Raw genomic sequence first — 26,783 nt, forward strand, 5'->3', positions numbered from 1 at the left:
CCTCAGATTGCGCTGGCCAGTGACGGCGTTTTTGAATTTGCCAGCGTCGCCGAGCGCCGTCCCTCCGGTCTGCGCCGCGTCAGAGCCAGAAGAAGCCCTGTCGAGATTGCTACCGAAATCAGCGACGAGCCGCCATAGGAAATAAATGGCAGGGTCATCCCCTTGGCGGGCATCAGGTGCAGATTGACCGATATGTTGATGATCGACTGGAAGCCAAACAGGATCACGAGACCCGAGACGGCAAGGCGGGTGAAATCATCACGTTCCTTCAGCGCAATCGACAAACCACGGATGACGATAAACGCGAAGATCGCCACGATCAGCAAACAGAGAACAATGCCGTATTCCTCCGCAGTGACGGAGAAAATAAAGTCCGTGTGGCTATCCGGGATGATACGCTTGATCGTTCCCTCGCCCGGCCCCTGACCCAGCCAACCACCCCGGATAATAGCTTCACGCCCCGCATCCACCTGAAATGTATCACCTTCGCCCGTCATGAACCGGTCGATACGGCCGGCAACGTGCGGGAAAACCGTATAGGCACCGAAGAACCCGGCGACGCCCAGAACGCCGAGGCTGATAATCCACAGCCATGGCACACCGGCCATAAAGAACATCGCACCCCACGTGATGGCTGTCAGAATCGTCTGGCCAAGGTCAGGCTGAGCCACCAGCAATGCGGCAACAACACCAAAAAGCATCATCGAGAAGAAATTTCCGGGAATGTCTTTCCGGCGTTCATTTTCGGAAAAAAGCCATGCGCAAACAATGACAAAGGCTGGCTTCATGAATTCTGACGGCTGAATGGAGATACCAGCCAATGACACCCATCGGCGTGCACCTTTGACCTCGATACCGAAGAACAGTGCGCCCACCATCGCGACCATCGAGATACCCAGCAGAATGATTGCAAAACGTCGGATGGTTCGCGGCGCCATGAAGGAAACGGCAAACATGACGAACACGGCGGGAACCATGAACATCGACTGGTGCTTGACGAAGTAAAAGCTTTCCAGACCGATGCGCTCGGCAACGGCAGGGCTCGCAGCGAACGAGAGCAGGATACCCAATCCCATCAGGGTGAGACAGGCTGCCAGCAGAAAGCGGTCGATTGTCCACCACCAGTCGGCTACGGGTCCACGGTCAATGCGACTAACCATCAATTCGCTCCCTCGATAGGTGCTGCGCCTGCAAGCGCTAGCACGGCGGTGCGGAATGCTTCGCCGCGCTTCTCGAAATTCTGAAATTGGTCAAAGCTGGCACAGGCTGGCGACAGCAGCACCACAGCTTCCTGTGCTCCGTCCTTTGCCGCATCGCGCGCGGCATGTTCCACCGCAGCGTTGATCGTGCCGGATATTTCAAACGGAGCCGCTTCACCCAGTGTTGCAGCAAATTGCGGGGCTGCCTCGCCAATCAGATAGGCTTTGGCGATGCGCGGGAAAAAGCCTGATAAGGAAGCAATGCCGCCTTCCTTGGGCAGTCCACCTGCAATCCAGTAAATGCGCGGGAAAGACGACAAAGCAGGCGCTGCAGCATCCGCATTGGTTGCTTTTGAATCATTCACGAAAAGCGTTCTGCCCTGCCGCGCAACCTGTTCCATGCGGTGCGCCAGTCCCGGAAATGTTTTGAAGCCGGCATTGATCTCGTCAACTGACAGGCCGACTGCACGGCAGGCCGCAAAGGCCGCCAGCGCGTTCTGGGCGTTGTGCTCGCCGCGCAGGGAACCAATACCTTGCAACGAAGCCACCGATGCTCTGGAGCCATTCTCGGCCCGATAGAGCGTGGAGCCCTCGGCAAAATATCCGTTTTGGATCGGCATGCGCTTGGAGATGCGGATCACCCGTTTTCCTGCGCGCTCAAGCCGGTCAGCGATCGCAACACAGAAACTGTCATCGACGCCGACAATTGCCGTATCACTTCCCGCGACCAGGCGTTCCTTGATCTCGGCATAGTGCTGCATGGTGCCGTGCCGGTCGAGATGGTCAGGTGTCAGATTGAGAAGAATACCAGCCGTCGGGTTGAGCGAAGGCGCCAGATCAATCTGATAAGAGGAACACTCGACGACGTAGTGGCGACCGTCCGCGGGTGGCTCCAGCGTCATCACGGCCGTACCGATATTGCCGCCAAGCTGCATATCGCGGCCTGAAGCCCTGATGATGTGGGCAATCAGCGCTGTTGTCGTTGACTTGCCGTTGGTACCGGTGATCGCGATAAATGGACTGTCCTTGCCAGCGAGATTGCGCTCGCGAACGAACAATTCGACATCCCCGATGATTTCAACGCCTGCAGCGCGGGCCAAATCCACGGTCCAGTGCGGACGCGGGTGAGTGAGCGGCACGCCGGGAGACAGAACAAAGGAAGAGAATTGTTTCCAGTCGGCCTGACGCAAATCACCGGTCGCAATCCCTGCATCCCGCGCCCGCGCAACACTGTCCGGATTGTCATCCCATGCAACAATACTGGCACCGCCCGCAACGATGGCTTTTGCCGTTGCAATGCCCGAACCGCCGAGCCCGAAGAGCGCGACGGTCTTGTCCTTCATGGAGTGGGCAGCGATCATGCAAGGCGCCTTATCTGAGCTTGAGTGTGGAAAGACCGATCAATGCGAGGATGACGGCAATGATCCAGAAACGGATAACAACCTGACTCTCGGTCCAGCCCTTCTTTTCGAAATGGTGGTGAATCGGTGCCATCAGGAACACGCGTTTGCCGGTGAGCTTGAACGACGTGACCTGAATGATCACCGACATGGCCTCCATGACAAAGACACCGCCGATGATGGCCAGAACGATTTCATGCTTGGTCGCAACTGCAACGGCACCGATAAGGCCGCCAAGTGCCAGTGAACCGGTATCGCCCATGAAGATTGCGGCGGGGGGCGCATTGAACCAGAGGAAGCCAAGACCAGCGCCGATCACCGCGCCCAGCACGACAGCAAGTTCGCCGGTACCCGGCGTGAAATGGATCTGCAAATAATCGGCAAAAATCGCGTTACCTGCGAGATAGGCGATCACACCGAACGATGCGGCGGCAATCATCACCGGAACTGTGGCAAGCCCATCGAGTCCATCGGTAAAATTAACCGCATTCCCCGCGCCAACCATGACAAAAGCAGCGAACGGAACGAAGAAAATTCCAAGATTGATGATGAGTTGCTTGGCAAATGGGAAAGTTAGGGATGATGAGAATGGCTCCTGCCCTGCCCACATGATGGCGAGACCGGCAAGCGCAGCAACCAGAAACTCAATGCCAAGCCGCGCCCGTGCGGAAAAACCCTTGAACGACTGTTTGCTGACCTTGAGGTAATCGTCATAAAAGCCGATCGCGCCGAAGCAAACGGCAACGAGCAGCACAACCCAGACATAGATGTTGGACCAGTTTGCCCAGAGCAGTGACGAGATCAAAATGCCCGTCATGATCATCAGGCCGCCCATGGTCGGCGTACCGGCTTTTTTGAAGTGGGTTTGCGGACCATCAGCACGAATGGGCTGACCCCGCCCTTGACGGACACGCAAGGAGTCAATGATGCGGGGACCAAACAGAAACACGATAAGCGCCGAAGTAATCAGCGCACCGCCGGTCCTGAACGTGATGTAACGGAACACGTTCAGAAATTGGATATGTTCCGCCAGACCGGCCAGATAATAAAGCATGTACTATGTCCCCATCCCCATAAGCTCATTCGGCAGGGCCGACGGGCTCAACGGTGTTGTACTTCTGCAAGATTGCTTTGACGATCCGGACAAACCCGGTTCCTTTCGATGATTTGATCATGATCACATCACCGGCTCTGATCGTATTCAGCAGATTGGATTGCAATTCGTCCACGCTCTGCCCGTATTCGGCATGGATTTCAACCGGCAAGGCGGCTTTAAGCGCCGCCATCTCGGGCCCGCCCAGAAAAACCATGTTGATATTGTTGGCTTTGATTGCCGGTGCAATCTCCGCATGCAGTTTGGGCGCTTGCTTGCCCAGTTCCAGCATATCGCCAAGCACCGCAATCCGGCGGCCTTTGCCAGTCGGCACCGCCGCCGCGAGCAATTCGATTGCAGCCTGCATCGATGCCGGGTTGGCATTGTAGCTCTCATCAATCAGCGTGAACGTGCCCCTGCCGATTTCAAGCGTATGACGCTCACCACGCCCGCTTTCAGGCCGTAAAGACGCCAGCGCTAGTGTAACTTTCGCCATGTCAGCACCGGTCAGATGCGCTGCGCCCAGAACTGCCAGAACATTCTGCACGATGTGCCTGCCCGGAGCGCCGACCTTGGCGACAACCTCAGAACCGGCAAGCCGCGCCGTCATGCAGGAGCATTCGCCATGCAGCTTCAACGCGCGCAGACGATAATCAGCTCGGGCATTTTCACCGAAACTCTTGATATGCTCGACACCCGCGTCCCGTGCCAGTTTTTCGAGTAGTTTGTAATGTTTGTCATCCCGGTTAAGCAGCGCATATCCGCCTGGCACAAGACCTTCGAAAATCTCGGCCTTCGCCACCGCAATTTCCTGGAGATTCTTGAAATGACCAAGATGCGCCGGTGCGATCAGGGTAACAATCGCCACATGCGGGCGGACCATCTTGACCAAAGGCCGGATTTCATCCGGATGATTCATGCCGATTTCAAAGACACCGTAATCTGTATCTTCCGGCATGCGGGCAAGCGTCAGCGGCACACCCCAGTGATTGTTGAACGAAGCGACGGATGCATGAACCTTGCCGACATTTGTCAACACATGCCGCAACGCTTCCTTGGTCGTCGTTTTTCCCACGGACCCGGTCACCGCGATGATTTGCGCATGTGACCGTTCGCGTGCAGCAAGGCCAAGCCGTGTCATCGCCGCCAAAACGTCGTCTACAACGATCATCGGCGTTTTCAGCTTGCCAAGTGCGGGCAACTTTACTTCCGCCACCACAAGCAGCGATGCACCGGCAGCCACCGCCGCCGTCGCATAATCATGACCATCCAGCGCACCCCCCTTGATGGCAAAAAAGGCTTCGCCCTTGCGCAATGTGCGCGTGTCAATGGAAATTCCGGTAATGCCTTCCGGCAGCGTGCCAACCGGCCTGCCATTCATGGCCTCGATCATAGCTTCCGAGGTCCAGAGCAAACTCATAGATTGTGCTCCCCGGACAGCCGATCCTTGAGCGCTTGCGCAACTTCCGTGTGATCAGAGAATGGCAACACAACATCGCCGACAGTCTGACCTTCTTCATGGCCCTTGCCAGCCACAATGAGCGTATCACCGGATTTCATCATGGCCACAGCTGTGCGTATGGCTTCGCGCCGGTCAGCGATTTCCCGGGCGCCGGGTGCAGCGGCCAGAATCTCCGAACGAACGGTTGCCGCTACTTCAGAGCGCGGGTTGTCATCAGTCACGATGACAATATCAGCCAGGCGGGTAGCGATTTCACCCATCATCGGGCGCTTGCCCTTGTCGCGATCACCACCGCAACCGAAAACCACGATCACACGGCCCGTCGTGAACGGGCGAACGGAGGTCAGAACATTTTCAAGTGCATCAGGCTTATGAGCATAATCGACATAGGCTGGTGCACCTTCTTCTGTTGCACCGACAAGATCGAGGCGGCCGGGAGCGCCCTTGAGACGCTCAAGGCCACGCATAGCAGCTGCAGCCGGAACGCCGGTTGCAATCGCCAGACCAGCTGCCACGAGACCGTTGGCAACCTGAAAGTCACCCGCCAATGGCAAGGTTATTTCGAAAATTTCACCCGCAATCTGCACTTCCACATGCTGACGGAAGCGCTCATGCTCGACACGCTTCAGCGTGATGAACTCGCCCTTACGGCCAACAGTGAGAACCTTGCACCCTGCCTCGGTGGCGGCAGCAATGGTTGGCTTGGAAAACGGATCGTCGGCAAAAATAACCACCGGGGCTCCCTTGGGCAGCAAGTCCCTGAACAAACGCAGCTTGGCCGCATGATATTCTTCGACCGTAGGATGGTAATCCATATGGTCGCGGCCAAGATTGGTAAAAGCCCCTGCTGTCAGTTTGACACCATCGAGACGGCGCTGATCAAGACCATGCGAAGAGGCTTCCATCGCTGCATGCGTCACGCCCTCTTCAACCAGTTCGCTGAGCAATTTGTGCAGCTCAACAGGATCCGGCGTCGTCAGCGAGCCATAATCATTACGTGTCGGCGAAACGACGCCTGTCGTGCCAATGCTGGCAGAAGCGAAGCCAGCGTTCGCCCAGATTTGCCGTGTGAACGAGGCAACCGACGTCTTACCGCTGGTACCGGTGATTGCCACCATCACATCAGGCTGCACGCGGTAAAAACTGGCTGCTGCAAGAGCGAGTGCCCGGCGCGGATCATCCACATAGATAATGGGTGCGGACACATTGCTCAGCTTGGAATCGCTGGCGGCAACAATAATCGCGGCACCGCGTTTTGCGGCGTCAGCCGCATAGACGCTTCCATCTGCCTTCGACCCCTTCAAGGCAGCAAACAGGAACCCAGGCTTGACCTGCCGGGAATCTGAAGTCAGGCCATTGATCGTCGTTTCTCCGAATTCGGAGCTTGCCAAGGCCGGTATGCCGTTCAATTCTTTCAGTTTCATGACCGAATCTGCTTTACTCATCACTGTCGTAGGAAACCTGCAATGGCGCTACTTCTTGGCCGAAATCGGGCTTTACACCCAGAAATGAAGCCGACCTGCGAATGATGTCATGAACCATGGGCGCAGCATTGAACGCTGCGATACCGCTGCTTTGCCCTTCGGCAGCCTTTGGCTCGTCAATAATCGTCAGGACGACATATTCGGGTTTTTCGATCGGGAAAGATGCCACAAACGCATTGAATCGAAGATCGTGCGCATATCTGCCATTGACGACCTTGTCGGCCGTTCCGGTCTTACCGCCAACCCGGTAACCCTTGACGGCCGCATTTCGGCCGGAGCCCGTTTCGCCGTTCAGCTTATACAGATAGCGCATGTCATCGCTGGTCTTGGGCTTCACAACCTGCTGTGCGATGGCATTGGCCTGCTCGACTGTTCGTGGCAGGAACGTGGGTTCGATCAGCTTGCCGCCGTTCATCAGGGCCGCCGCACCCACAGCCGTTTGCAGCGGCGTTGTCGCCATACCGTGACCGAAAGAAATCGTGATCGAATTCACCTTTTTCCAGACCTTTGGAGAATAGGGCTTCGCAACTTCCGGCAGTTCGGTTTTCATCGCATCAAGCAGACCGAGCCGGGTTAAAAATGCACGATGATTTTCAATACCCACCGCATCCGCTTCTCTGGCAGAACCGATATTGGATGAATAAACAAACACTTCAGGCAGGGTCAGAACCCGGCTCTTGCCGTGGAAATCGTGGATCGTCTGGCGGCCAATGGTGATCGGATGGGTTGCATCATAGGTGCTGTTGAGTGTTGCTCCGTGCTCAAGCGACATCGCGGTCGTAAATGTCTTGATCGTCGAACCCATTTCATAAAGACCCGCCGACATGCGGTTGAGGTGATCTTTATCGAGCGCATTGAAGGGGTTGTTTGGATCAAAATCCGGCGCTGATGCCATAGCCAGCACTTCGCCCGTATTTACGTTCAGCACCACGGCGCCGGCTGCAATGGCGCGATATTTCTGCATCGCATTGACCACAACGTCGCGGACAACGTGCTGGACACGCAGATCAATCGACAGACGAACGGGCTCCAATGAACGCCCGTCGGCAAGACCGACGTCGCGCAGATCAGACAGGCCCTGCGAGTCGATATATTTCTCCATACCGGCAATGCCTTGATTGTCGATATTCACGAGGCCGAGAATATGCGACGCAGTGGGCCCACCCGGATAGAAGCGCGACTTCTCGGTGCGAAACCCAATGCCCGGAATACCCAGCGCCATGATCTGGCTTTTCTGCTGCGGCGTCAGTCCGCGCTTGAGCCAGGCAAAACCCGCATTGCTCTTCAGGCGGCTATAGGTCTGTTCAAAATTGAGATCGGGCAGAACCGTGGAAAGCAACTCGTAAGCTTCATCAGGATCAATGATCTTGCGGGGCTCGGCAAAGAGCGACGCGGTCTTGATGTCCGTCGCCAGCACTTCACCATTACGATCAAGAATATCAGGACGCGAGGCGAGGACAGAGCCCGTTGGTCCATTGTATCCGGTCGTATCTTCCTGCATGCCGTAAAATATAAGGCGTCCGCTGATCACCGCGTAGATGCCGATGAAACCGAACATCGCCATCATCACGCGGTTGCGTGCGCGGTTTCCCGACTTTTTCTTCTTTGCGTCCATGGCAAAGGCCGGGACGGTCCCGGCTTCCAACTGCGCTGTCTTCCGTTTGATCCAGATCCCGGCCATGTTAATGCGCAGCTCCCTTTGGTTTTGCACCAGGGGCGGCCAAATTGGTTGCCTTGCTTACGCTGCCGGTCTTGATCGTATCGGTCTTCTTGATCGCTTTGCCCGCATCTGCTTCGGTGATGAGGTTGGCAACGTCATCGACCTTTTCAGCAGGCGGCTTCGCCTTGGGGATTTCGTTGATATTGGCGATCTGCTGCGCATCAACCGGTTGCAGATTCAACTGGGTCTGGAAAGAAGCCACAAGGTTCTGCAGGCGGCTCGGCTGTGTCAGCAAGCTCCAGTCGGCTTTCAAAAGATCAATCGTATCTTTCTCATCGGTGATCATGCGTTCAATCTTGTGCACTTCCGCCATCTGCTTTTCAGCATCGTGCTTGATCTTATAGGTCACGGCAGCCGCCGCGATCATCAGCCCGATCAATATGATGTCGAAAGTACGCAGCATGGATCAGCTCCTCGCCGTTTCATGAAAATGCGGAAGATTGGGCAGACCATAGATCGCGTGATCTTCGGCAAGCGGCGGGTTGTCTGTGCGGATCGCTGCGCGCAACTTCGCGGAGCGTGCACGTGGATTGCGCTCGGCTTCGGCATCGCTTGGCGCGACAACGCCTTTGCCAATCGGCGTAAAGCTCGGCAACCGCACCTGCACTTGCGGTAAGTGGCGTGAACCACCGCTCGAACCAGCGCGGTCGTTGAAAAAACGTTTAACGATACGATCTTCGAGCGAGTGGAAGGTCACGACCACAAGACGGCCACCGGGCTTGAGCGCACGCTCTGCAGCATGCAGCGCACGGACCAGTTCGCCCAATTCATCATTGACGAAAATGCGCAGGGCCTGAAACACCCGTGTTGCGGGATGAATCGGAATTTTCGGATTACGGCCCACCAGCGCTTCAATGGCATTGGCCAGATCACGCGTGCGGTGGAAAGGCTCGGCGGTACGGCGCTTGTCGATCATACGTGCAATACGCCCCGCATGACGTTCTTCGCCCAGGAAATTGAATATACGAGCGAGATCACCTGTCTTCAGCCGGTTGACAACATCCGCCGCACTTGGACCCGAGCTCGACATACGCATGTCAAGCGGGCCATCTTTCTGGAAAGAGAATCCACGCTCTGCTTCATCGATTTGCATCGACGACACGCCGATATCGAGGACGATCCCGTCAGGCGCGCCCAGCAATACAAGCTGATCCAGCGTCGAGAATGTCCCCTGCACCAGCGTCAGCCTGCCGTCAGACAGCTTTTCCAACGCCCGGCCGGCTTCAATTGCCGAGGGATCACGGTCAATCGCCGTGACTGACGCTCCGGTTTCAAGGATGCGTTTGGTATAACCGCCGGCACCAAATGTACCATCGATAATCCGCTGACCAGCACCCGGATTGAGAGCCGTGATGACCTCATCAAGCAAAACCGGTATGTGACGGGCGTAGTCGTTCGGCGTAGCTTCGTTGCCTGAACTCGCCATCATCTGCTTTTCACCTGTTCGTCCAGATTTTCCAGACGGCGTCTTTCCATCAGACGCCGACGGACCTTGGCCCGATGCGCTTCGAACTGTTCCGGCTGCCACATCTGAAAATGCGTGTTGGCCCCCGCAAAGGTCACATCCGTGGTAATCCCCGTATGCTCGCGCAGAAAATCCGTCACCGTAATCCGGCCATCCGCGTCCAGCTTCAAAAAGCCTCCGTCCGCGTGAAGATAAAAAGATATATCGTCTGCCATTTCGGCGAAGGGGTCCTCGTTCTCCAGCCTCTTGTCGAAGCGAGTCAGAAGATCCGGTCCGCCCGCATCGAGGGCAGGCAGGTGCAGCGAACGCAGAGCGTAGAGTTCCGTGTGACCGGCCAGCTGGATGATCGAACGAAAATGCGCCGGAACGGATACTCGTCCCTTCGCATCGATCCTGTTCGTCACATGTCCGAGGAACCGGTTCAAAAAGCAACACCGCCGTTTCCGCCACGAGAGCCTGTTTCATTTCTACCCCTGCTCCACCCCTTGGAGCCTCATCAATAGTTATGGCGGCATTGGCCAAACGGGCCGAATGCAGGCCCTGGCATGCCAAATCCAATGTCGGGAAACACCGTGTCGACTGAACGCTACTGATGAAACCAATCGATATCATGGGGCACTATGGGCGTCAATGGGATTAGAGAACACATGGTGGGAGCAAGCCTGACTTGGGCGCACTTCCGGCGATTCTGAATTTATGGCTCATTAAGCTTAATGAAGGGTTAGGAATTGGATTGAGCAATAAGATTGGCACCTCTGCAAAGGCCTTGTGCGTGGTTCGACAAGCTCACCATGAGGGACGAAGGTTGACTGCAAAGCCAATCGCAAAGATCGCGGGTTTGACATCCTGCAGCACTACTCTCCCTCATGGTGAGCTTGTCGAACCACGCGCATAAGCGTGAGCACATCGCTATAAAAAGAAATGAAGTGTCAGCTGGCCTGTAAGCCGGGTTCTGTATGGCTGGACTTTCGTCCAACGCGGCAGCCATTCATCTTGGACGGATGTTGCCACCCGCCTCCTGCAACCCACCCGGACGACTAACCCGGAAACTGATCGCCAGACTTTCGCCTGGCACGCCGTCCCTATTCGGTTTTGCTCCCGGTGGGGTTTGCCATGCCGCTCCTGTTACCAGCAACGCGGTGGGCTCTTACCCCACCCTTTCACCCTTACCCCGTCATTCCTTGTGTCCAATCGCGAATGATCCGGCACAACGAAAGACGGGGCGGTTTCCTTTCTGTGGCACTTTCCCTAGGGTCGCCCCCGCCGGACGTTATCCGGCACCGTGTTTCCCTGGAGCCCGGACTTTCCTCACGTGCCGCCTTTCGGCTTTTGACACGCGCGGCTGCCCGGCCAGCTGACGATGCGTATAAAAGGGTTTCGGATGCAAAACGCAAATGAAAAAGGCCGGATTGGTTTATCCGGCCTTTGTCTTGGGCGACTTGTCCCGCGAAAACTTAGTTGGACGCCATCTGCATTTTCACCTTGGCGCAATAATTGGCCGAGACGGGGTTCATCCGCGTGGCGCCGTGACCGGCATTGTAGCGCAGAATCGTACCGCACGTCGTGCCATTGCCGAGCTTGTGTGCGCCGGCAAGATACATCATGCCCCAGCGGATATTGGTGTCGGGATTATAGAGCGCCTGACGGGAACCCGTGTAACCGAGGCCACGAGCCGTTTCGAGTTTGATCTGCATCAGACCAATCTCTCCGGCACTCCCAGTCATATCGGCGCGATAGTTGCTCTCGACCCGCACAACCGCGTTGGCCAGCGCCACAGGTACGCCATAGGAAGCGGCGTAGGAACTGATGATCGTCGAGTACTTCATCGAACTTACGGCGGAAGGAATGCTGCCGGTCGTCATCGTGTCAACTTTCGCAAGATTGCGATTGCGGACCCTGACCTTGAGCCGAACCTTCGTCTCGACAATCGGGTGCTTGCTGGATGTCAGCTTTGTCTTGCTTGCATGGACTTTTGTGCCGGCATGTTTGCCTTTGCCTTTCGTGTCCACGGCCTTGGTCGATTTGCTGCCTGCCTTCTCTTTTTCATTCCCGGCCCGCTTGGCCTTGAGGTAGTCCATCAGGTTAGTCGGCTCCGCCGGGCTGCTGAATGCTGAATTTGAGCCAAAGAGGGCCATCGCCCCGGTAAGGGCGAGAATCATGCCAATTTTATTTGTCATCGTTTTCCGTCTAAATCGCTTGGGCAGTACGAGCGTATCTGCCAGACCCGTTCCGCGCCAAAAATCTAAAAGGGCACAACTGGAACAATGGCTAAGGATGTGACGGTCCAATGCAGCCGAATATGGTCCGGCCAAATAACTTTGTATAACATATTGAAATATATATGTTGCGTTGCACAAAACACAGGCAATAAAGCGTTTTTTTACAGTAAGTTATACAGTGAGTACCGGAAGCGCAGAAAGCACCCGATGCAGGGTTTCGATGGTTGACATATCAGCGACTCCATCCACCTTTTCAGGCCGAAAGTGGCGCTGGAACGCTAAAATGCCTAATTCTGTCGTCTTTCCGAACACACTGTCGATGGGCACATCATAGCCGTAAAGCGCCAGCATGCTTTGCAGCGCCTCCACTGGTTGACCCTGATCCCCAAGCGAAAAGAACCGGCCTCCGCGGATCGGAGACGGCGGTACCCAGTGTCCGACGCCGGAATTGTAGAGAACAGGCCACGGGAATTTTTCACCCGGATCAATCTTGCGGGCGGAAGCAATATCCGAATGGGCAAGAACGTTCTCGGGACGTATTTTGTGACGCGAGATAATGCCTTTGCAGAGATCGATCACCGCATCGATTTGCGCTTCGGCAAAGTCCGGAAAATCGAGCAGTGGACCGCCATTGACGATCTCGATACCGATGGAGCGGGAGTTGATATCTGTCTCGCCCTTCCAGAAGCTTTGGCCCGCATGCCAAGCACGCTCACTTTCCGGAACAAGCTGAACAATGCGCCCGTCCTCGTGCACCACATAATGGGCCGAGACTTCACTCTCTGGATTGGTGAGCCAACTCTCGGCAGCTTCACCCGTCGCCATGCCCGTATAATGCAAAACCAGGATAGAGGGATGTCTTCCCTCTTTGCGAGGACCAAAATTGGGAGATGGATGCACTTCTGCGCGCAAATGGTCCGGTTTAAACGCGCTCATATGCCTTCAAATCTTTTTCGACTTTTTCCCACGCCGCATTGATGGCAGCGACACGCTGATTGGCGATGGCAACAAATTCTTCCGGCACACCGCGCGCCATCAGCATATCCGGATGGTTTTCACGCACAAGGGCCCGATAGCGCTTGCGGGCTTCCTCGAAACTGACGCCACGCGAAAGACCTAGCACCACAAACGGATCCGCTTGCCCGCGCCCGACATGCCGCTCAAGAATGCTGTCAAACTGATCTTCATCCAGAGCGAAAATCTCCGCAACCGTCCCAAGAAAAATCAATTCCTTGTCATGCAGCGCGCCGTCGGCCTTGGCAATGTGAAACAAGCCATCGAGAATATCTTCCAGCATCTTGCAGTTCGGCTGCCCGGAACCGCAGAGCGAAGCCAGTTGCGCCGCATAGGTCTCATAACCGGCCACATCCTGTTTCGCGAGATTGTAAAGCCGGGTTACCTGATCCTGATATTTCGGCGGAACATGGAAAATCTCATGGAATGCCTTGACCTCCACTTCGGTGACAACACCATCAGCCTTGGCCATCTTGGCCGAGAGAGCGATCATCGCAATCGAGAATGCTACACGTCTGCGGGTTTCGGGATCGCCCTCAAATGCAGTGCGCACGGCCTCAATGATGCTGGAGAAGGCATCGATCGCAGTGGTGGTAATGAAGTCGCTGATACGGCGCCAAATCGACATGTCTTTGTTTTATTCAAATTCTTTCGCAATTGCGAGAGCGATCTGATGTCGCAAATGAAGTTTGGCTGGACCGGTTGACGCACCTATTAAACCCCTCCAAATGCAAAACGGCCAGCTTGATAGCTGGCCGTTTCATCAAAGAAATGGGTTCATTACTGAACGCCGAGTGTATCCTTGATAACTTTTTCGGCAGCATCCGCTGCGGCTTTGATCTGGTCAGCCGTCTGTCCGGCAGCCTTGGCAGCATCTTCAGCAGCCTTGCGCGCAGTGGCAATCGCAGCCTGTTTCTGCTCTGCGGTCATCGTAGCAGCCTGTTCCTTGAGTTTCTTCAAGGTGTCCTGCGCATTCATCGGCGTCGCTGGTGCGGCCGGTGTTTGCGTTGTTGTCGGCGCAGCCGGAGTAGCCGGTGCGGGGGCTGGCTGTTCAGTTGCCGCTGGAGCCTTTTTCTCTTCTTCCTTGCCGCATGCGGTCAGTGCAAGAAGTGAAACCATACCAAGAGAAATAAGAAGCTTGCTGTTCATGAGTATACCCTCTCCGTTTCAGATAAGTGCGTCCCTCATCATTTATCTTACCTGAAATAAGGCAAAGTTGGGCCTTGTTTTAAATTTGGGTTAACTTTCCCGCTGACATTCGTAAAACTGCCAATAGAACGGGCAGTTCGCCATCGTTGCTCCGAACGCGGTGTTGCTTATTCTGTTGCTCACTGAGTAATTTTGTCAGGAAACAAGCCGCATGCCCATCTCTCCTCTGATTCGCCCGCTTACATCAGAAGATGCAAAATCCTTTCAGCATCTGCGGCTTCACGCGCTTAAGGTGGCACCGGAAAATTTCGGTTCAAGCCACGAAGACGAGGTGGACCGGAACCTCGATGATATCAAGAAGATGCTCGGCGCGCGTCCAAACACGGTTTTTGGCGCGTTTGCTGAAGATGATCTTGTCGGGATGGCGGGCTTTGCCACAACCACAAAAACCAAACAGAAGCACAAGGGTGTGCTTTGGGGTGTCTTTGTTCACTCAGACTGGCGCGGCCACGATCTTGGCAGGCAATTGACACTGGCAGTCATTGAGCATGCGCGCCAATATGTCGATACGCTACACGCCACCGTCATGGCCGCCAATTTGCCGGCCCGCAAACTTTATCTTGGATTGGGATTCGAGATCTTCGGTTTTGAAAAGGACGCTTTGCGTATCGGCGGTCAATCCTTTGATGACGAATTGCTGAGGCTTGATCTTCGCTAGATCAGGCCGACCTGACATGTTTCCCTCTCTGATATCTTGAAAAATATTTGGAAGAGAGTTATATCGCCATATAACAATTAGCACACTACTTATTATATGGCTATGAAATGTCCCCATTGATGCCCCGCGACACCTATATAGACGAGCTGTCGAAAGTCAGCCGCAAGATCCGCACGCTCTTCGACGCGCGGGTGAAAGAGCGCGGCCTTACCTTTGCGCGGGCACGGACAATGATGCTGCTCGACCGGTTGGAAGTGCTCAATCAGAAAGAATTAGCGGAGGAGCTCGAGATCGAAACACCAACAATGGTGCGGCTGCTGGATGGCCTGGAAAAGCAAGGCTTCATTCAGCGCCGTTCCGTTGATGGCGACCGGCGTGCCAAACAAATCGTACTGACGCCACTTGGGGCTGGCCTCGCCAGCGAAGTCAGTCATATTGCACAAGAGCTGCGTTCCGAGTTTCTCCAAGGGGTAGGTGACAACGAACTGACAATCGCACTTGAAGTGATCCGTGTGATCAATCGCAATGTCGGCAAAATGGACAGGACTAGTTCCAATGATTCCGGAAGCTGAGTTCGTTGGGTACAACCCGCTGAGAGACGAGCCGAAAGCTCCGGATGAATCCGCATTGCCGGCTGCAACTCCACCTGCCCCACCTTTGTCCATGAGCCCACGCCGTGCAGCTACCTATATCGCGGCCTCGACGCTCCTCTCCCTGACACAAGGGTTGGGGCAGAATCTGATTGCAACCAACGTAGCGCAAATTCAGGGTTATCTCGGCGCAACCACGACCGAAACCACTTGGCTGATTGCTGCCTATATGGCGCCCAATGTCAGCCTCTCCATCGCTTTGGTCAAAATCCGCAGCCAATATGGCCTGCGAAGTTTTGCCGAACTCAGCATTGCCGGGTTCGTTCTTATCTCACTCATGCATCTCTTCGTCACCGATCTGCAATCGGCCATCATCATCCGCTTCTTCAGCGGTATCGCCGCCTCGCCCATGTCTACCCTTGCCTTTCTCTATATGCTCGAAGCCTTTCCGCCTGCACGCAAACTGACCGTCGCGGTCTGTCTCGTCCTGACCAATATTTCACTGGCATCGCCGCTTGCGCGGTTTCTGTCACCAGCGCTGCTGGAATTCGGTCAATGGCGCGGTCTTTATATGTTTGAGGTTTCGCTGGCCTTCATTGCCTTTGCCATCATTTATCTCTTGCCGCTGACACCCCCGCCCCGTGCCAAGGTCATCGAAAAACTCGATATTCTGAGCTATCTGCTTATCGCTATCGGTTTTGGCTGTACGGCTGTCGTCCTCGCAACCGGGCGCCTCTACTGGTGGATGGAAGTGCCATGGCTGGGCATCCTCCTCGCCATCGCCGTTGTCACGGTCACGCTGGCTGTTGTGATTGAGCTCAACCGGACAAAACCGTTGCTTGATATCCGCTGGATCATGAGCAAGGAAATACTGCATCTTGCCGGAACCATCCTTTTGTTCCGGCTGATTGTTTCCGAACAGGCCACCGTCGCCACCAATTTCTTCCAGAATCTGGGTCTGCTCAACGAACAGATTGCCACACTCTATGTGGTGATGATAGTGTCCATGGTCGTGGCGGGTCTCTGCTGTGCCGCTGTGATGAAACCGGAACGCGGCCCTATCATCCATGTGGTCGCTTTGATCTTCCTGATCATCGGCTCCTACATGGATAGTCAGGCAACCAATCTTACCCGCCCGGAAAATATGTATATCAGCCAGGCGCTCATCGCAGCGGCAACGGTTATTTTCCTGCCGCCCGCCATGTCCGCCGGCCTGACGTCCGCCCTCAAACGCGGGCCAGTCTATATCCTCAATTTCTTCGTTGTGTTCCTCGCAACACAAAGCCTCGGCGGTCTGCTTGGAACTGCAGTCTTTGGCAGTTTCATCACAATCCGGGAAAAATTCCATTCGAACGTCATTGCCGAACATATCGTCATGTCTGATCCCTTGGTGGCTCAGCGTGTCGCCCAACTGGCCAGTGGTTACGGCAGGGTCATCACCGACAAGGTTTTGCTCAACGCCGAAGGAGTAGCTCTCCTGTCACAGCAGGCCACACGCGAGGCCAACATTCTCGCCTATAATGATGCTTTTTTCCTGATTGCGGGCATCTCGTTCTTTGCGCTTCTCGCCCTTCTTTCCCACGTCAGTTTCCGCTACGTCTTAAGGCGCATGCCGCCTCGCATGACGGCCGAAATTGCTCAACCAAGTATGTAAAGCCATGTCCAAATTTTTTCGTAACACCGCAACCCTGATCGCAGTCCTGCTCGGCGTCCTCGGCCTTGTGCTGGTTCTCTATGCGTGGCGGCTCCCCCCTTTTAACAGCGATGTCGAGATTACCGAGAATGCCTATGTCAAAGGCTACGTCACGCTCATAAGTCCGCAATTGAGCGGCTACATCGTTGAAGTGCCTGTACAGGATTATCAACAGGTCAAGGAAGGTCAGTTGCTGGTGCGGATTGACGATCGCATCTATGCCCAGAAGCTCGATCAGGCGAAGGCGACACTTGCCAGCCAGCAAGCAGCCCTCAACAATTCGACGCAGCAGGAACGCGCCGCAGAGGCACGTATCGGCTCCAGCCAGGCACAGCTCGACAGCGCCAATTCGGGCCTGCGCCGCGCCCAGGCAAATTGGGCTCGTATCGAACCACTGACCCGTCAGGGTGTCATGACCAAGAGCGATTCCGATCTTAGCGAAACTACACTGGAACAAGCGCTTTCCTCGGTAACGCAAGCCAAGGCTGCGCTTGAAGTTTCAAGGCAAGATCTCGAAACAATCAAGGTGGGTCGCGGTTCCCTCGAAGCAGCGGTTGCAGGCGCTGTTGCCGCTGTCAATCTGGCCGAAATCGACATGACCAATACCAGAGTCGTAGCGCCGCGCGATGGCACAATCGGCGAAGTGGGTGCCAAACTTGGCCAATACGTCACCGCAGGAACACAACTCATGGCTGTCGTGCCAGCGGATGTCTGGGTCATTGCCAATTTCAAAGAAACCCAGCTCAGCGACATCACCATTGGCCAGCCGGTAACGTTTACCGTGGATGCACTCAACCGCAAACGCCTGAAGGGTCACGTCGAGCGTTTTGCACCGGCCGCAGGTTCGGAATTCAGCGTGCTGAAACCCGACAATGCCACGGGGAATTTCACCAAGGTTGCCCAGCGTATTTCGGTGCGTATATCCGTCGATCCCGGTCAGGATCTGTCAAAGTATCTCGCACCCGGCATGTCGGTCGTGGTTCGCACGGAATTGCAAAAATGAGAAATGCACGCGTCACATGCGCCTTGTTTGGTAGCCGGTTCGCCATGACATTTCGTAACCAATGCACTGGTTGCACTGTCTATTCCACAACGCATTTACGAAATGTCCGATGAAAGTCGCCGTCATTCCCTTCATTTGGGAAAAATAAGCAAACTCAATGGGTTGGACGATGTTGTGTGCAGATACAACCGCATTTGATTTCTCGCAAACCACGATAGACCAACGGCTTAGCCGGGAAATCTGAATCAATCCGGCAAGGACTTGATTCAAAATCGTCACGGCTCTGTTACATCGAAATGGTAGGCGGAGAGGAATTTCCAACGAAGGGGATTCGATCCGATGCCGTTTGCGAAACAGCCCGACAGCGCACCCGCGCCGCGGCATGAAAAAGTTCAGAATGCCGTTCGTCAGAACAGGCTCCTCTCCAAAGCTGGCATATCCGAGCGGCTTTTTGCCCACGTCTTCAAGGGCCTTGTCTACCCGCAGATTTGGGAAGATCCCGAAGTGGATATGGAGGCGCTGCAAATCCATTCCGGTCACCGGATCGTCACCATCGCCTCCGGCGGTTGCAACGCCATGTCCTACCTCACAGCGGATCCCGCCAGCGTTGAAGCAGTTGATCTCAACACGGCGCACGTTGCCTTCAATCGCCTGAAACTGGCGGCCGTTTCACATCTGCCCAACTACGATGCTTTTTATCGTTTTTACGGGACTGCCGATGACAAGGCGAACCTTACAGCCTATGAACGCTTCATCCAGCCGCATCTGGATGTAACAAGCCGCGCCTATTGGGAAAAGCGGATGTTGTCGGGTCGCCGCCGCATTACTATTTTTTCCCGTGATCTTTATCGTCACGGCCTACTCGGCCTATTCATCGGCATGGGGCATCGCCTTGCCAAACTCTACGGCATTGATCCGCGCGATATTCTCAAGGCAGAAACCATCGAAGAACAGCGTGCTTACTTTGACCGGTCCCTCGCTCCGCTTTTCGACAAGCGCATGATCCGCTGGGCAACCAAACGCAAATCATCGCTGTTTGGCCTTGGCATCCCGCCCCAGCAATATGACGCGCTGGCGACAGCAGGCGACGGAAACATGGCGCTCGTGCTGCGCCGCCGTCTTGAGAAGCTCGCATGCGGTTTTCCTCTGTCGGAAAACTATTTCGCATGGCAGGCTTTCGGGCGCGGCTATAGTGACAATGCCGAAACAGGCCCGCTGCCACCCTACCTCTCCCGCAGCAACTTCGAGAACGTGCGCGACCGTGCGGAACGCATGAGTGTCGTCAACGCCTCTCTGACCGAGTTTCTGGCGGCCAAACCTGCAGATTCGGTCGATCGGTTCATCCTGCTCGACGCTCAGGACTGGATGAACGACAAACAGCTGAATGAACTTTGGCACGAGATCAGCCGCACTGCGGCACCCGGAGCACGCGTCATTTTCCGGACTGCAGCCGAGCCCACAATCCTGCCGGGCCGTATCGACGACGAATTGCTGGCACGCTGGGAGTATCAGGAAGAGCAATCTCTCGATCTGCATGCCCGCGACCGGTCGTCAATCTATGGCGGCTTCCATCTCTATCTGCTCAAGGACTGATGCTGATGTTTAGCAAGATCGAGCATGGTCCGCTTATGGATCGGGTTTACCGGCACCAGCGTCATTTCTACGATGCAACTCGCAAATATTATCTGTTGGGCCGGGATCCCATGATTGCTGACCTGAAACCGCCTGCGAAAGGCAGTATTCTGGAGATTGGTTGTGGTACCGGACGTAACCTGATCATGGCAGGTGGCGCTTATCCCGGCACCACACTGTTCGGCATCGATATTTCCAATGAAATGCTCAGCACCGCACGCCAGAAAGTCATGGCCGCCGGGCTTGGTGAGCGCACCCAACTTGCCTATGCGGACGCAGCAAAATTCGATCCGCCCGCATTGTTCGGCCGTGAACAATTCGACCGGATTTTCATCTCCTATGCAGTCTCCATGATTCCGCAATGGCAAAGTGTCATACGTGAAGCGGTCAATCACTTAAGCATGGGCGGCGAGTTGCACATCGTTGATTTCGGTGACCTGAAAGATTTGCCGGGGGCGGCGCGGTCCAGTCTCTACAAATGGCTTGAATGGTATCATGTGACCCCCCGCAACGATCTGTTTGACGTTGCGAACGATATCGCCGCTGAAACCGGCTCCCATGCGGAAGCCCAGAGATTGTATCGCGGATTTGCCTGGATAACGATCATTCGTCGCCGGAATTCGTGATATCCATTGGGCAATTATTTACAAAGATCGCCTTTGGCAACCACGGAACTCGGCGCTGCCTGACAGTAAAGTTTGGAAATATTGGCAGCCGTCCGGCCGCTCTGCGGGCTGGACTCGAGTTCGTCGCCACTTTCACTCTGAAGCAACTCGCAGTCGCTCCGCAGAAGGCAGATGACCGGGATCCGGGCCATCGCTGTTGCCGCTTTGAACATGCCGCGCTTGCCGTCGAACGGGCCTGCATTGCGAACACGATACCATTGATGCATCCGCGTTATCTTATAGAACGAACGCGGGTTGGGTAGAATGGTCAGTCGCGACAGCAGGTCATTCTCGGCAAAAAGATCGACAACCTGACCATCATAAGGCTCCGTCAGCCGAAAGTTGTTCGACACGAAGGTAGAATTAAAAACAATGGCGGCAGTACATGGAAATGCTGCAGCCATATGGCGGGCAAGACCGCCGCCAAGCGCATGACCAACGGCAAGATACTCGATCGGTAAACCTTCGGCGGTTTTTTGAGCCTCGGCCCGCACCTTTGCAAATTCAATACGTGCGGTACGGTACTGATCCCACGGATTGATAATTTGTGTGAAATAGCTCATCTCGCTGACAAAACCCGGAACGCTTGCAAGTCCGTCCGCGCCACGAAATACGATCATAACGGACACGCGGTCTGAACTGCGCCGGCGATACGTCTCCGCGTAAAACCCGCCAGCCCTGGCAATCGGCTCACCCATTCGCTCCCAGCCAAAATCCTCTGCTTTCAGATCGAAATGGTGCCGGGCAATTGGCTTATAGACATTGGATGCATAGGCGGCATAAAGGCCGAAATAGTCAGCTATCAGCTCGTTATTATAGTTCGGGAAGCCACGATAATTGCGCCAAAAGCTTGGAACAGTTGGCCGCACACAGTTTTCAGCATGACTGTTGCCGATACCGAGTTCCGACCGGTCAATTGTCACCCATGCCGCAAGCGCCGCATTGGCAAGGCCAACAACGCACAGAACAAGCGCAACCCAGCCGAGTTTCCTGATCATTTCCATCCCCACAACGGTCGAATGGCTGTGCCATCAACACGCGCGCCATCTACCATATAGAATATGGCACGGCAGCCTATCATGCCCCAACAGTCCCTTACAGCTAGCACATAGTATAATCATGACAAACAGAAGGCACGAAACATCACCCTGGATGTCCAGCGGTCATGATCTGTTAAGTATAATGCCGCATCAGTGTAAATTCCAAAAAACATCGCTATGATTCGAACATGGACTGTCTTTTATGAAACGCCTTGCTGCCGGTTTGCTGACGCTGCTTCTGACTGGCTGTACGACGGTCGATTACGATTTTTCGAACGCTAAACGCCCGGCAGCGCTACAGCAGATTGCGGCACCGACAGGTAACGTCAACGCTCCGCGTTTCGACGATCGCAAACCACACGACTGGACCGGCAAAAGCCCTTGGCGTTACCCGGTGCACGGAACTGACATTTCCAAATACCAGTCAACAATCGACTGGGCAGCTGTACGCGCCAGCCGTATTTCCTTCGTCTTCATCAAGGCGACCGAAGGCGCCGACCGCGTCGACGACAAGCTGGCGGATAACTGGCAGGCGGCACGCGCCGCAGGCATACCGCGCGGCGCTTACCATTTCTATTATTTCTGCCGCACCGCCGAAGAGCAGGCACGGTGGTTTATCCGCAACGTCCCCAATGATCCCGGCGCTATGCCGCCGGTTCTTGATATGGAGTGGAATGCCGCGTCGCCGACCTGCAAGTTGCGGCCCAACGCTGCCGTAGTACGCAGCGAAATGCGCACCTTTATGGACATGCTGGAACGCCATTACGGTAAACGGCCCATCATCTACACGACCGTCGACTTTTTCGATGACAACGATCTGCGTCAGCTTGCCGGATATCCGTTCTGGCTGCGCTCCGTCGCCGGTCATCCTGATGAGAAATACGGTCCGCATCCCTGGACCTTCTGGCAATATACCGGAACCGGATCGATCCCCGGAATTCGCGGTGACGCCGATATCAACGTCTTTGCCGGCAACGAAACCGCCTGGAAACAGTGGCTGGTACGCAACAAGGTGCGATAAAGTCACACTCGGCATTTTCTCGCAATTCCGTGACTTCACGCCACGGTCATAATCGTGCATTAGCAGGAAAAGCTTGAGCACCTTGGGTGCCTCCCGTTGTTAACGAGATTTTCCTGATGAACAAATTGTCGATTACTCTTGCCGCCGCACTTCTTTCTGCGACCACCACTGCCTATGCATTGGATCAAGTGGACCCGCAGCAGCCCGTAACAGCAAAGCCTGCCTGCGGCGGAGAAGTAGAACCATGGTTCAACGGTGTGATCGCTGAAGCAAAGGCTGCTGGCGTTGGAGAAAGGGGCCTCAACGAGCTGCTCAAGGCTTCCATGGATGACAAGGTTCTGGAGCGCGACCGTGCACAGGGCGTATTCAGCCAGACATTTTTGACTTTCTCTTCCCGGATGGTATCGGACTACCGCCTCAAGCAGGGCGCAGCCAACCTCAAGAAATACGCCGATACATTTGCCAAGGCCGAAGCCGAATATGGCGTGCAGGGCCCAGTTATCGCAGCATTCTGGGGGCTGGAAACCGATTTCGGAGCCGTTCAAGGTGATTTCGACACACTGAACTCCCTGTTGACGCTGTCTTTCGATTGCCGCCGCCCGGAACTGTTCCGTCCGCAGCTGATCGCCCTCCTTAAGCTTTTCGACAAGGGCGTCGTCGACTCGAAGACCACAGGTGCATGGGCTGGCGAAATTGGCCAAACACAGTTGCTGCCATCTGTTTATCTCGAAAGTGGTGTCGACGGCGACGGCGACGGCAAGGTAGATCTGAAAAACAGCGCGCCGGACGTTATCATGACGACTGCCCGCTTTCTGCATGATCTCGGCTGGCGCAAAGGGCAGCCATGGCTTGAGGAAGTCAAGCTCACGCGCGACCTGCCTTGGGAAAATGCATTACGGACAAACCGTCTTCCCCATTCCAAATGGTCTGAATGGGGTGTGACAGGCATGAAGGGTCCTCTCGGTCCTGACGACGGCGACGCGTCCCTGCTGCTGCCCATGGGCCGCAAGGGCCCGGCATTCCTGTCCTATGCAAATTTCGATATTTTTGTCGAATGGAACAAGTCCATTATCTATGCGACCACAGCCGCCTATTTTGCTACGCGTCTGGCCGGCGCAGGTCCACTGGAGCCAACCACGCCTGCAACTGGCCTCACTATGGACCAGATGAAGGAACTGCAGAACAAACTCGCAGCGCGGGGCCACGACATGGGCCCGAAGATCGACGGCGTGTTCGGCATCCTGACACGTGACGCCGTCCGCGACGAACAAATCCGTTTGGGCCTTCCCGCCGATTCCTGGCCAACGCCCGAACTTCTCGAAAAGCTGTAGACAAAACTTTTGCCGCTCTTTGTGCCAAACACGCAAGGAGCGGCAGACGTCATAGGGGATTATCTGCTTTGGTTGTCGGGGCTCCTGTACCAATATGATCAGCAAATTGCCGTCCGGAGAAACCGTAGGTGCCACTTTCGTCCGTTTCCGGCAACATATCCTTATTCCAAACAATCCATTCATCAAAAAGTTGTTTGAAAGTATCCCGATACCTGTCCTGCAAATTGGCACGTTCCAGTGGGTCGTCAACCACATTGAATAAAAACGTATTGTCGAGAATTTTAAGATACTTATAGTCGCCAATACGGGCAGCGCGTTGCTTGTTGCCCTTATAGCGCCAAAAAACACTGCGCGGGTTCACCACAAGCTTTTCATCGATAAGGCCGGGCAACAAAGAAACACCATCCGACGGATAAGTTGAATCAGCAACCCCGCCCGCAGCTTCCAGCAAGGTTGGCAGCCAGTCCATGCTCATCGCAATCTGGTCTGTTGTCCTGCCTCCAGCGATTTTGGCTGGCCAACGAATGAGCGCGGGAATTCTTATTCCGCCTTCCAGCAACTCAGACTTCTTTCCGGAAAAAGGCCACGTATCCGAAAACCGTTCTCCGCCATTGTCACTCGTGAAGATCACGATCGTATTGTCTTCAAGGCCATTATCTTTCAATGCCTGCAGGACTTGTCCAACCTGATAGTCCAACCGTTCGACAATTTGACGATATATATCCTGTGTTCCCGCATCAAAAATAGAGAGCGGCAAGTGGCCCTTCTTGAGCCGCTCAGATTCCTTTTTGCCATCATATCCCGGTGTTTCCCATGGCCAATGCGGCGCGTTGAAATGCAGGCTGATAAAGAATGGAGCTTCACATTTTGCGTGTTCGTTGACCGTCTTGACAGCACGCTCCCCGAGAAGATCAGTAAGATACCCTGCCTTGTCCACTTCGACCTCATCCTCCCAAAGATCTTTGTTGGCACCGGTATCGTGGGAATAATAATCGAGCGCACCGCCGCTAAATCCGAAGAAGTGGTCATAGCCGCTCTTGAGCGGACCGAATTTTGGAAAGGCGCCCAAGTGCCATTTCCCGATCAGGGTTGTTTTATAACTAAGTTTCTTGAGCAATGACGGTAGGGTCGGGTGCTCAGGCGGGAGACCAACGTCTCGTCCGGCCAAAGGCTCCTCCAGTCCCAACGCCAAACGATATTGATAACGTCCTGTAATCAATGCGGTGCGCGTAGCTGAACAGACTGCGGAATTGGCATAAGCCTGCAAAAACCGTACACCGTTTTCCGCTATTCCATCGATATTGGGCGTCTGGATCGTTGGATGTCCGTAGGACGAAAGATCAGCATAACCCAGATCATCAGCGAGGATGAATAGAATATTGGGCTTCTTGTCCAGGTTGGCGCGGACCTTTTGATTGCCCGCCGTTATCAAAACGGCACCAGCGGCTGCGCTCTGCAACAAGGCACGCCTTGTCAGACTTTTCCTTTGCATAACTGCAATATCCTCATTGAAAACAACATTTAAAAACACGCTATTTTCAACATCAAGCAATTGATGTTCGAGATATAATCCCGTTCTCAGCAAGCAGTTTTCGGAAAAATAATACTAAAAATAAGTGCTTATTCCACGTGCGCCATCGTCTCCAGTGAGGCAAAGCCTTCCGGCCGGTCACCTTCGTCAAACGTCGTTTCCACCTCGACAAACGTATCGGGGTAAAAGCCGTTAAAGCGCGTGCGCAATGACAGCGAATAGGCACCGATATTGCCGATTTCGATCCAGTCACCTGTGGTGACGGTTTCCGGCAGCCAGAACGGCCGTGACAGAATATCGACGGAATCGCAGGTCGCACCGCAAACCCGGAAGGGCACGATTTCCTTCACATTGCCGCTGCGATGCTTGATGGCAGGATCAGGAATGAAACGCGCTGGCAATGTGATCTTGCCGGTCCACGAGTCGGAGAGCGACGCCCAGATACCATCATTGATATAGAGCCGCCTGCCCTTGCGCAAAAGCACGCGTACGATCAGCGAAAATGCTCTGGCGACAATCACACGGCCCGGCTCTGCCACCAGCGGCATGTCGCCAAAACCCCACTCCTTGATGTCACCGCGCAAGCGCGACATCAATTGGCCAAGCGAAGGCATTTCCACATGTTTACGCTTCGGATCATGACCATATTCGGCGGGGAAGCCGCCGCCCACGTCCAGTCCGGCAAGTGGCACCCCGGCACGATTGCGCACCCAGTCGGCCGAGCGCAAGGCACGCTCATACGTATCCGGATCTTCGATCTGGCTGCCGACATGGAAACAGATGCCGACCTTGTAGCCGATCTTGTGCAGGCGCTGCAGAAGCTCGACAGCATGCGCTGGCGTGGCGCCAAATTTCTTCGAGAGTTCGTAAGCCGCGTGGCCCTTGGTCTGCAAACGGACATAAAGCGTGACGCTGCCCGGATCGATATCGAGCGCGCGTACGATGCGCGTGACCTTGGCGATCTCATCTTCATGATCCACCGCCAGAATACGGATACCGTAGGTTTCCAGCGCAAGCCTGATATCGGACTGTGCCTTGATCGGATGCATATACAGCATATGCGCATTCGGCGCGACCTTGCGCACCGCTGCAAATTCGCCGGGCGACGCCACATCGAAGGTGTTGATGCCATTGCGGGCCAGCGTTTCCAGAACGAGATTTTCACCGTTCGTCTTGACCGCATAGGCAGTCTCGCCCGGGAACATCTTCATGAACTGATGCGCATCATCGACCAGAACCTTTGGCCGGAAGCAATAGACGGGTTGATCGGGCCGCAGGGTAAGTGCTGCATCGCGGGCCGAGGCGAATCGTTGCATCTTGATGTTCTGCTCCATGCAGGACTCTTAGCAAGAGC

The 26,783-nt window shown here is 55.0% G+C and carries 24 protein-coding genes and 1 other RNA gene; 8 read left to right on the top strand and 17 right to left on the bottom strand.

From position 1 onward, the window contains the following. Positions 1–2 precede the first annotated feature (2 nt). From ftsW to HB779_RS18515, 14 genes are all read right to left on the bottom strand, one after another. Positions 3–1,160, bottom strand: coding sequence for a putative lipid II flippase FtsW (ftsW, locus tag HB779_RS18450; protein ID WP_188343697.1), 1,158 nt, complete (start codon positions 1,158–1,160; stop codon positions 3–5). Further along, positions 1,160–2,560, bottom strand: coding sequence for a UDP-N-acetylmuramoyl-L-alanine--D-glutamate ligase (gene murD, locus HB779_RS18455; RefSeq protein WP_188343698.1), 1,401 nt, complete (start codon positions 2,558–2,560; stop codon positions 1,160–1,162). Before murD ends, ftsW begins: the two co-directional genes overlap by 1 nt. A gap of 10 nt (positions 2,561–2,570) precedes the next feature. Beyond that, positions 2,571–3,653: a phospho-N-acetylmuramoyl-pentapeptide-transferase gene (gene mraY / locus HB779_RS18460; protein WP_188343699.1), complete on the bottom strand. Its 1,083-nt coding sequence runs from the start codon at positions 3,651–3,653 to the stop codon at positions 2,571–2,573. A gap of 25 nt (positions 3,654–3,678) precedes the next feature. Beyond that, a complete protein-coding gene (locus tag HB779_RS18465) occupies positions 3,679–5,112 on the bottom strand; it encodes a UDP-N-acetylmuramoylalanyl-D-glutamyl-2,6-diaminopimelate--D-alanyl-D-alanine ligase (protein WP_188343700.1) in 1,434 nt (477 codons plus the stop codon). After that, positions 5,109–6,578: a UDP-N-acetylmuramoyl-L-alanyl-D-glutamate--2,6-diaminopimelate ligase gene (locus HB779_RS18470; RefSeq protein WP_188343701.1), complete on the bottom strand. Its 1,470-nt coding sequence runs from the start codon at positions 6,576–6,578 to the stop codon at positions 5,109–5,111. The genes HB779_RS18465 and HB779_RS18470 overlap by 4 nt, the downstream gene beginning before the upstream one ends. 13 nt (positions 6,579–6,591) lie before the next feature. Continuing rightward, positions 6,592–8,253: a penicillin-binding protein 2 gene (locus HB779_RS18475; protein ID WP_244642689.1), complete on the bottom strand. Its 1,662-nt coding sequence runs from the start codon at positions 8,251–8,253 to the stop codon at positions 6,592–6,594. A 67-nt stretch (positions 8,254–8,320) separates the two neighbouring features. Further along, positions 8,321–8,761 (bottom strand): hypothetical protein, encoded by a 441-nt coding sequence (locus HB779_RS18480; protein ID WP_188343703.1) that lies wholly within the window; start codon positions 8,759–8,761, stop codon positions 8,321–8,323. Between the two features lie 3 nt (positions 8,762–8,764). Next, complete coding sequence (gene rsmH / locus HB779_RS18485; protein WP_371823872.1) at positions 8,765–9,787, bottom strand: 16S rRNA (cytosine(1402)-N(4))-methyltransferase RsmH; 1,023 nt, start codon at positions 9,785–9,787, stop codon at positions 8,765–8,767. Further along, positions 9,784–10,248 (bottom strand): division/cell wall cluster transcriptional repressor MraZ, encoded by a 465-nt coding sequence (gene mraZ / locus HB779_RS18490; RefSeq protein WP_188343704.1) that lies wholly within the window; start codon positions 10,246–10,248, stop codon positions 9,784–9,786. Before mraZ ends, rsmH begins: the two co-directional genes overlap by 4 nt. 500 nt (positions 10,249–10,748) lie before the next feature. Then, positions 10,749–11,181: RNase P RNA component class A (gene rnpB / locus HB779_RS18495), an RNA gene on the bottom strand. Positions 11,182–11,277: 96 nt separating this feature from the next. Then, positions 11,278–12,000 (bottom strand): lytic transglycosylase domain-containing protein, encoded by a 723-nt coding sequence (locus tag HB779_RS18500; RefSeq protein ID WP_188343705.1) that lies wholly within the window; start codon positions 11,998–12,000, stop codon positions 11,278–11,280. Positions 12,001–12,213: 213 nt separating this feature from the next. Continuing rightward, the gene (locus HB779_RS18505; protein WP_188343706.1) at positions 12,214–12,978 is read right to left on the bottom strand and encodes an N-acetylmuramoyl-L-alanine amidase; all 765 of its coding nucleotides are present in this window, start codon (positions 12,976–12,978) and stop codon (positions 12,214–12,216) included. Then, on the bottom strand, positions 12,965–13,684 hold the full coding sequence (locus tag HB779_RS18510; protein ID WP_188343707.1) for a DnaJ family molecular chaperone: 720 nt from the start codon (positions 13,682–13,684) through the stop codon (positions 12,965–12,967). Before HB779_RS18510 ends, HB779_RS18505 begins: the two co-directional genes overlap by 14 nt. 152 nt (positions 13,685–13,836) lie before the next feature. Further along, a complete protein-coding gene (locus HB779_RS18515; protein WP_188343708.1) occupies positions 13,837–14,205 on the bottom strand; it encodes a hypothetical protein in 369 nt (122 codons plus the stop codon). Positions 14,206–14,416: 211 nt separating this feature from the next. Here HB779_RS18515 and HB779_RS18520 point away from each other — a divergent pair, with 211 nt between their 5' ends. The 6 genes from HB779_RS18520 to HB779_RS18545 all read left to right on the top strand — a co-directional run bounded on the left by HB779_RS18520 (position 14,417) and on the right by HB779_RS18545 (position 20,467). Continuing rightward, positions 14,417–14,923: a GNAT family N-acetyltransferase gene (locus HB779_RS18520; RefSeq protein ID WP_188343709.1), complete on the top strand. Its 507-nt coding sequence runs from the start codon at positions 14,417–14,419 to the stop codon at positions 14,921–14,923. Positions 14,924–15,042: 119 nt separating this feature from the next. Next, on the top strand, positions 15,043–15,495 hold the full coding sequence (locus HB779_RS18525) for a MarR family winged helix-turn-helix transcriptional regulator (protein ID WP_244642420.1): 453 nt from the start codon (positions 15,043–15,045) through the stop codon (positions 15,493–15,495). A 91-nt stretch (positions 15,496–15,586) separates the two neighbouring features. Then, positions 15,587–17,167 (top strand): MFS transporter, encoded by a 1,581-nt coding sequence (locus HB779_RS18530; protein WP_244642691.1) that lies wholly within the window; start codon positions 15,587–15,589, stop codon positions 17,165–17,167. Positions 17,168–17,171: 4 nt separating this feature from the next. Continuing rightward, positions 17,172–18,209, top strand: coding sequence for an HlyD family secretion protein (locus HB779_RS18535; protein ID WP_188343712.1), 1,038 nt, complete (start codon positions 17,172–17,174; stop codon positions 18,207–18,209). A 339-nt stretch (positions 18,210–18,548) separates the two neighbouring features. Next, the gene (locus HB779_RS18540) at positions 18,549–19,802 is read left to right on the top strand and encodes a DUF3419 family protein (protein WP_188343713.1); all 1,254 of its coding nucleotides are present in this window, start codon (positions 18,549–18,551) and stop codon (positions 19,800–19,802) included. A 5-nt stretch (positions 19,803–19,807) separates the two neighbouring features. Continuing rightward, positions 19,808–20,467 (top strand): class I SAM-dependent methyltransferase, encoded by a 660-nt coding sequence (locus HB779_RS18545; RefSeq protein WP_188343714.1) that lies wholly within the window; start codon positions 19,808–19,810, stop codon positions 20,465–20,467. Positions 20,468–20,481: 14 nt separating this feature from the next. Here HB779_RS18545 and HB779_RS18550 read toward each other — a convergent pair whose 3' ends face one another. Further along, entirely contained in the window at positions 20,482–21,504 is a 1,023-nt protein-coding gene (locus HB779_RS18550) for a hypothetical protein (RefSeq protein WP_188343715.1), read from the bottom strand. A 244-nt stretch (positions 21,505–21,748) separates the two neighbouring features. On the opposite strand from HB779_RS18550, the gene HB779_RS18555 reads away from it, so the two are divergent. Both HB779_RS18555 and HB779_RS18560 read left to right on the top strand, forming a co-directional pair. Beyond that, positions 21,749–22,567: a GH25 family lysozyme gene (locus HB779_RS18555; RefSeq protein ID WP_188343716.1), complete on the top strand. Its 819-nt coding sequence runs from the start codon at positions 21,749–21,751 to the stop codon at positions 22,565–22,567. A gap of 116 nt (positions 22,568–22,683) precedes the next feature. Beyond that, a complete protein-coding gene (locus HB779_RS18560) occupies positions 22,684–23,898 on the top strand; it encodes a lytic murein transglycosylase (protein ID WP_188343717.1) in 1,215 nt (404 codons plus the stop codon). A 49-nt stretch (positions 23,899–23,947) separates the two neighbouring features. On the opposite strand, the gene HB779_RS18565 is transcribed toward HB779_RS18560, so the two are convergent. Both HB779_RS18565 and HB779_RS18570 read right to left on the bottom strand, forming a co-directional pair. Continuing rightward, positions 23,948–25,450, bottom strand: coding sequence for a sulfatase (locus HB779_RS18565; RefSeq protein ID WP_244642421.1), 1,503 nt, complete (start codon positions 25,448–25,450; stop codon positions 23,948–23,950). A gap of 68 nt (positions 25,451–25,518) precedes the next feature. Beyond that, a complete protein-coding gene (locus tag HB779_RS18570) occupies positions 25,519–26,745 on the bottom strand; it encodes an alanine racemase (protein ID WP_188346004.1) in 1,227 nt (408 codons plus the stop codon). Between the last annotated feature and the right edge of the window lie 38 nt (positions 26,746–26,783).

Origin of the sequence: Phyllobacterium sp. 628 (assembly GCF_014189505.1) — a bacterium.
Lineage (GTDB): Bacteria > Pseudomonadota > Alphaproteobacteria > Rhizobiales > Rhizobiaceae > Phyllobacterium.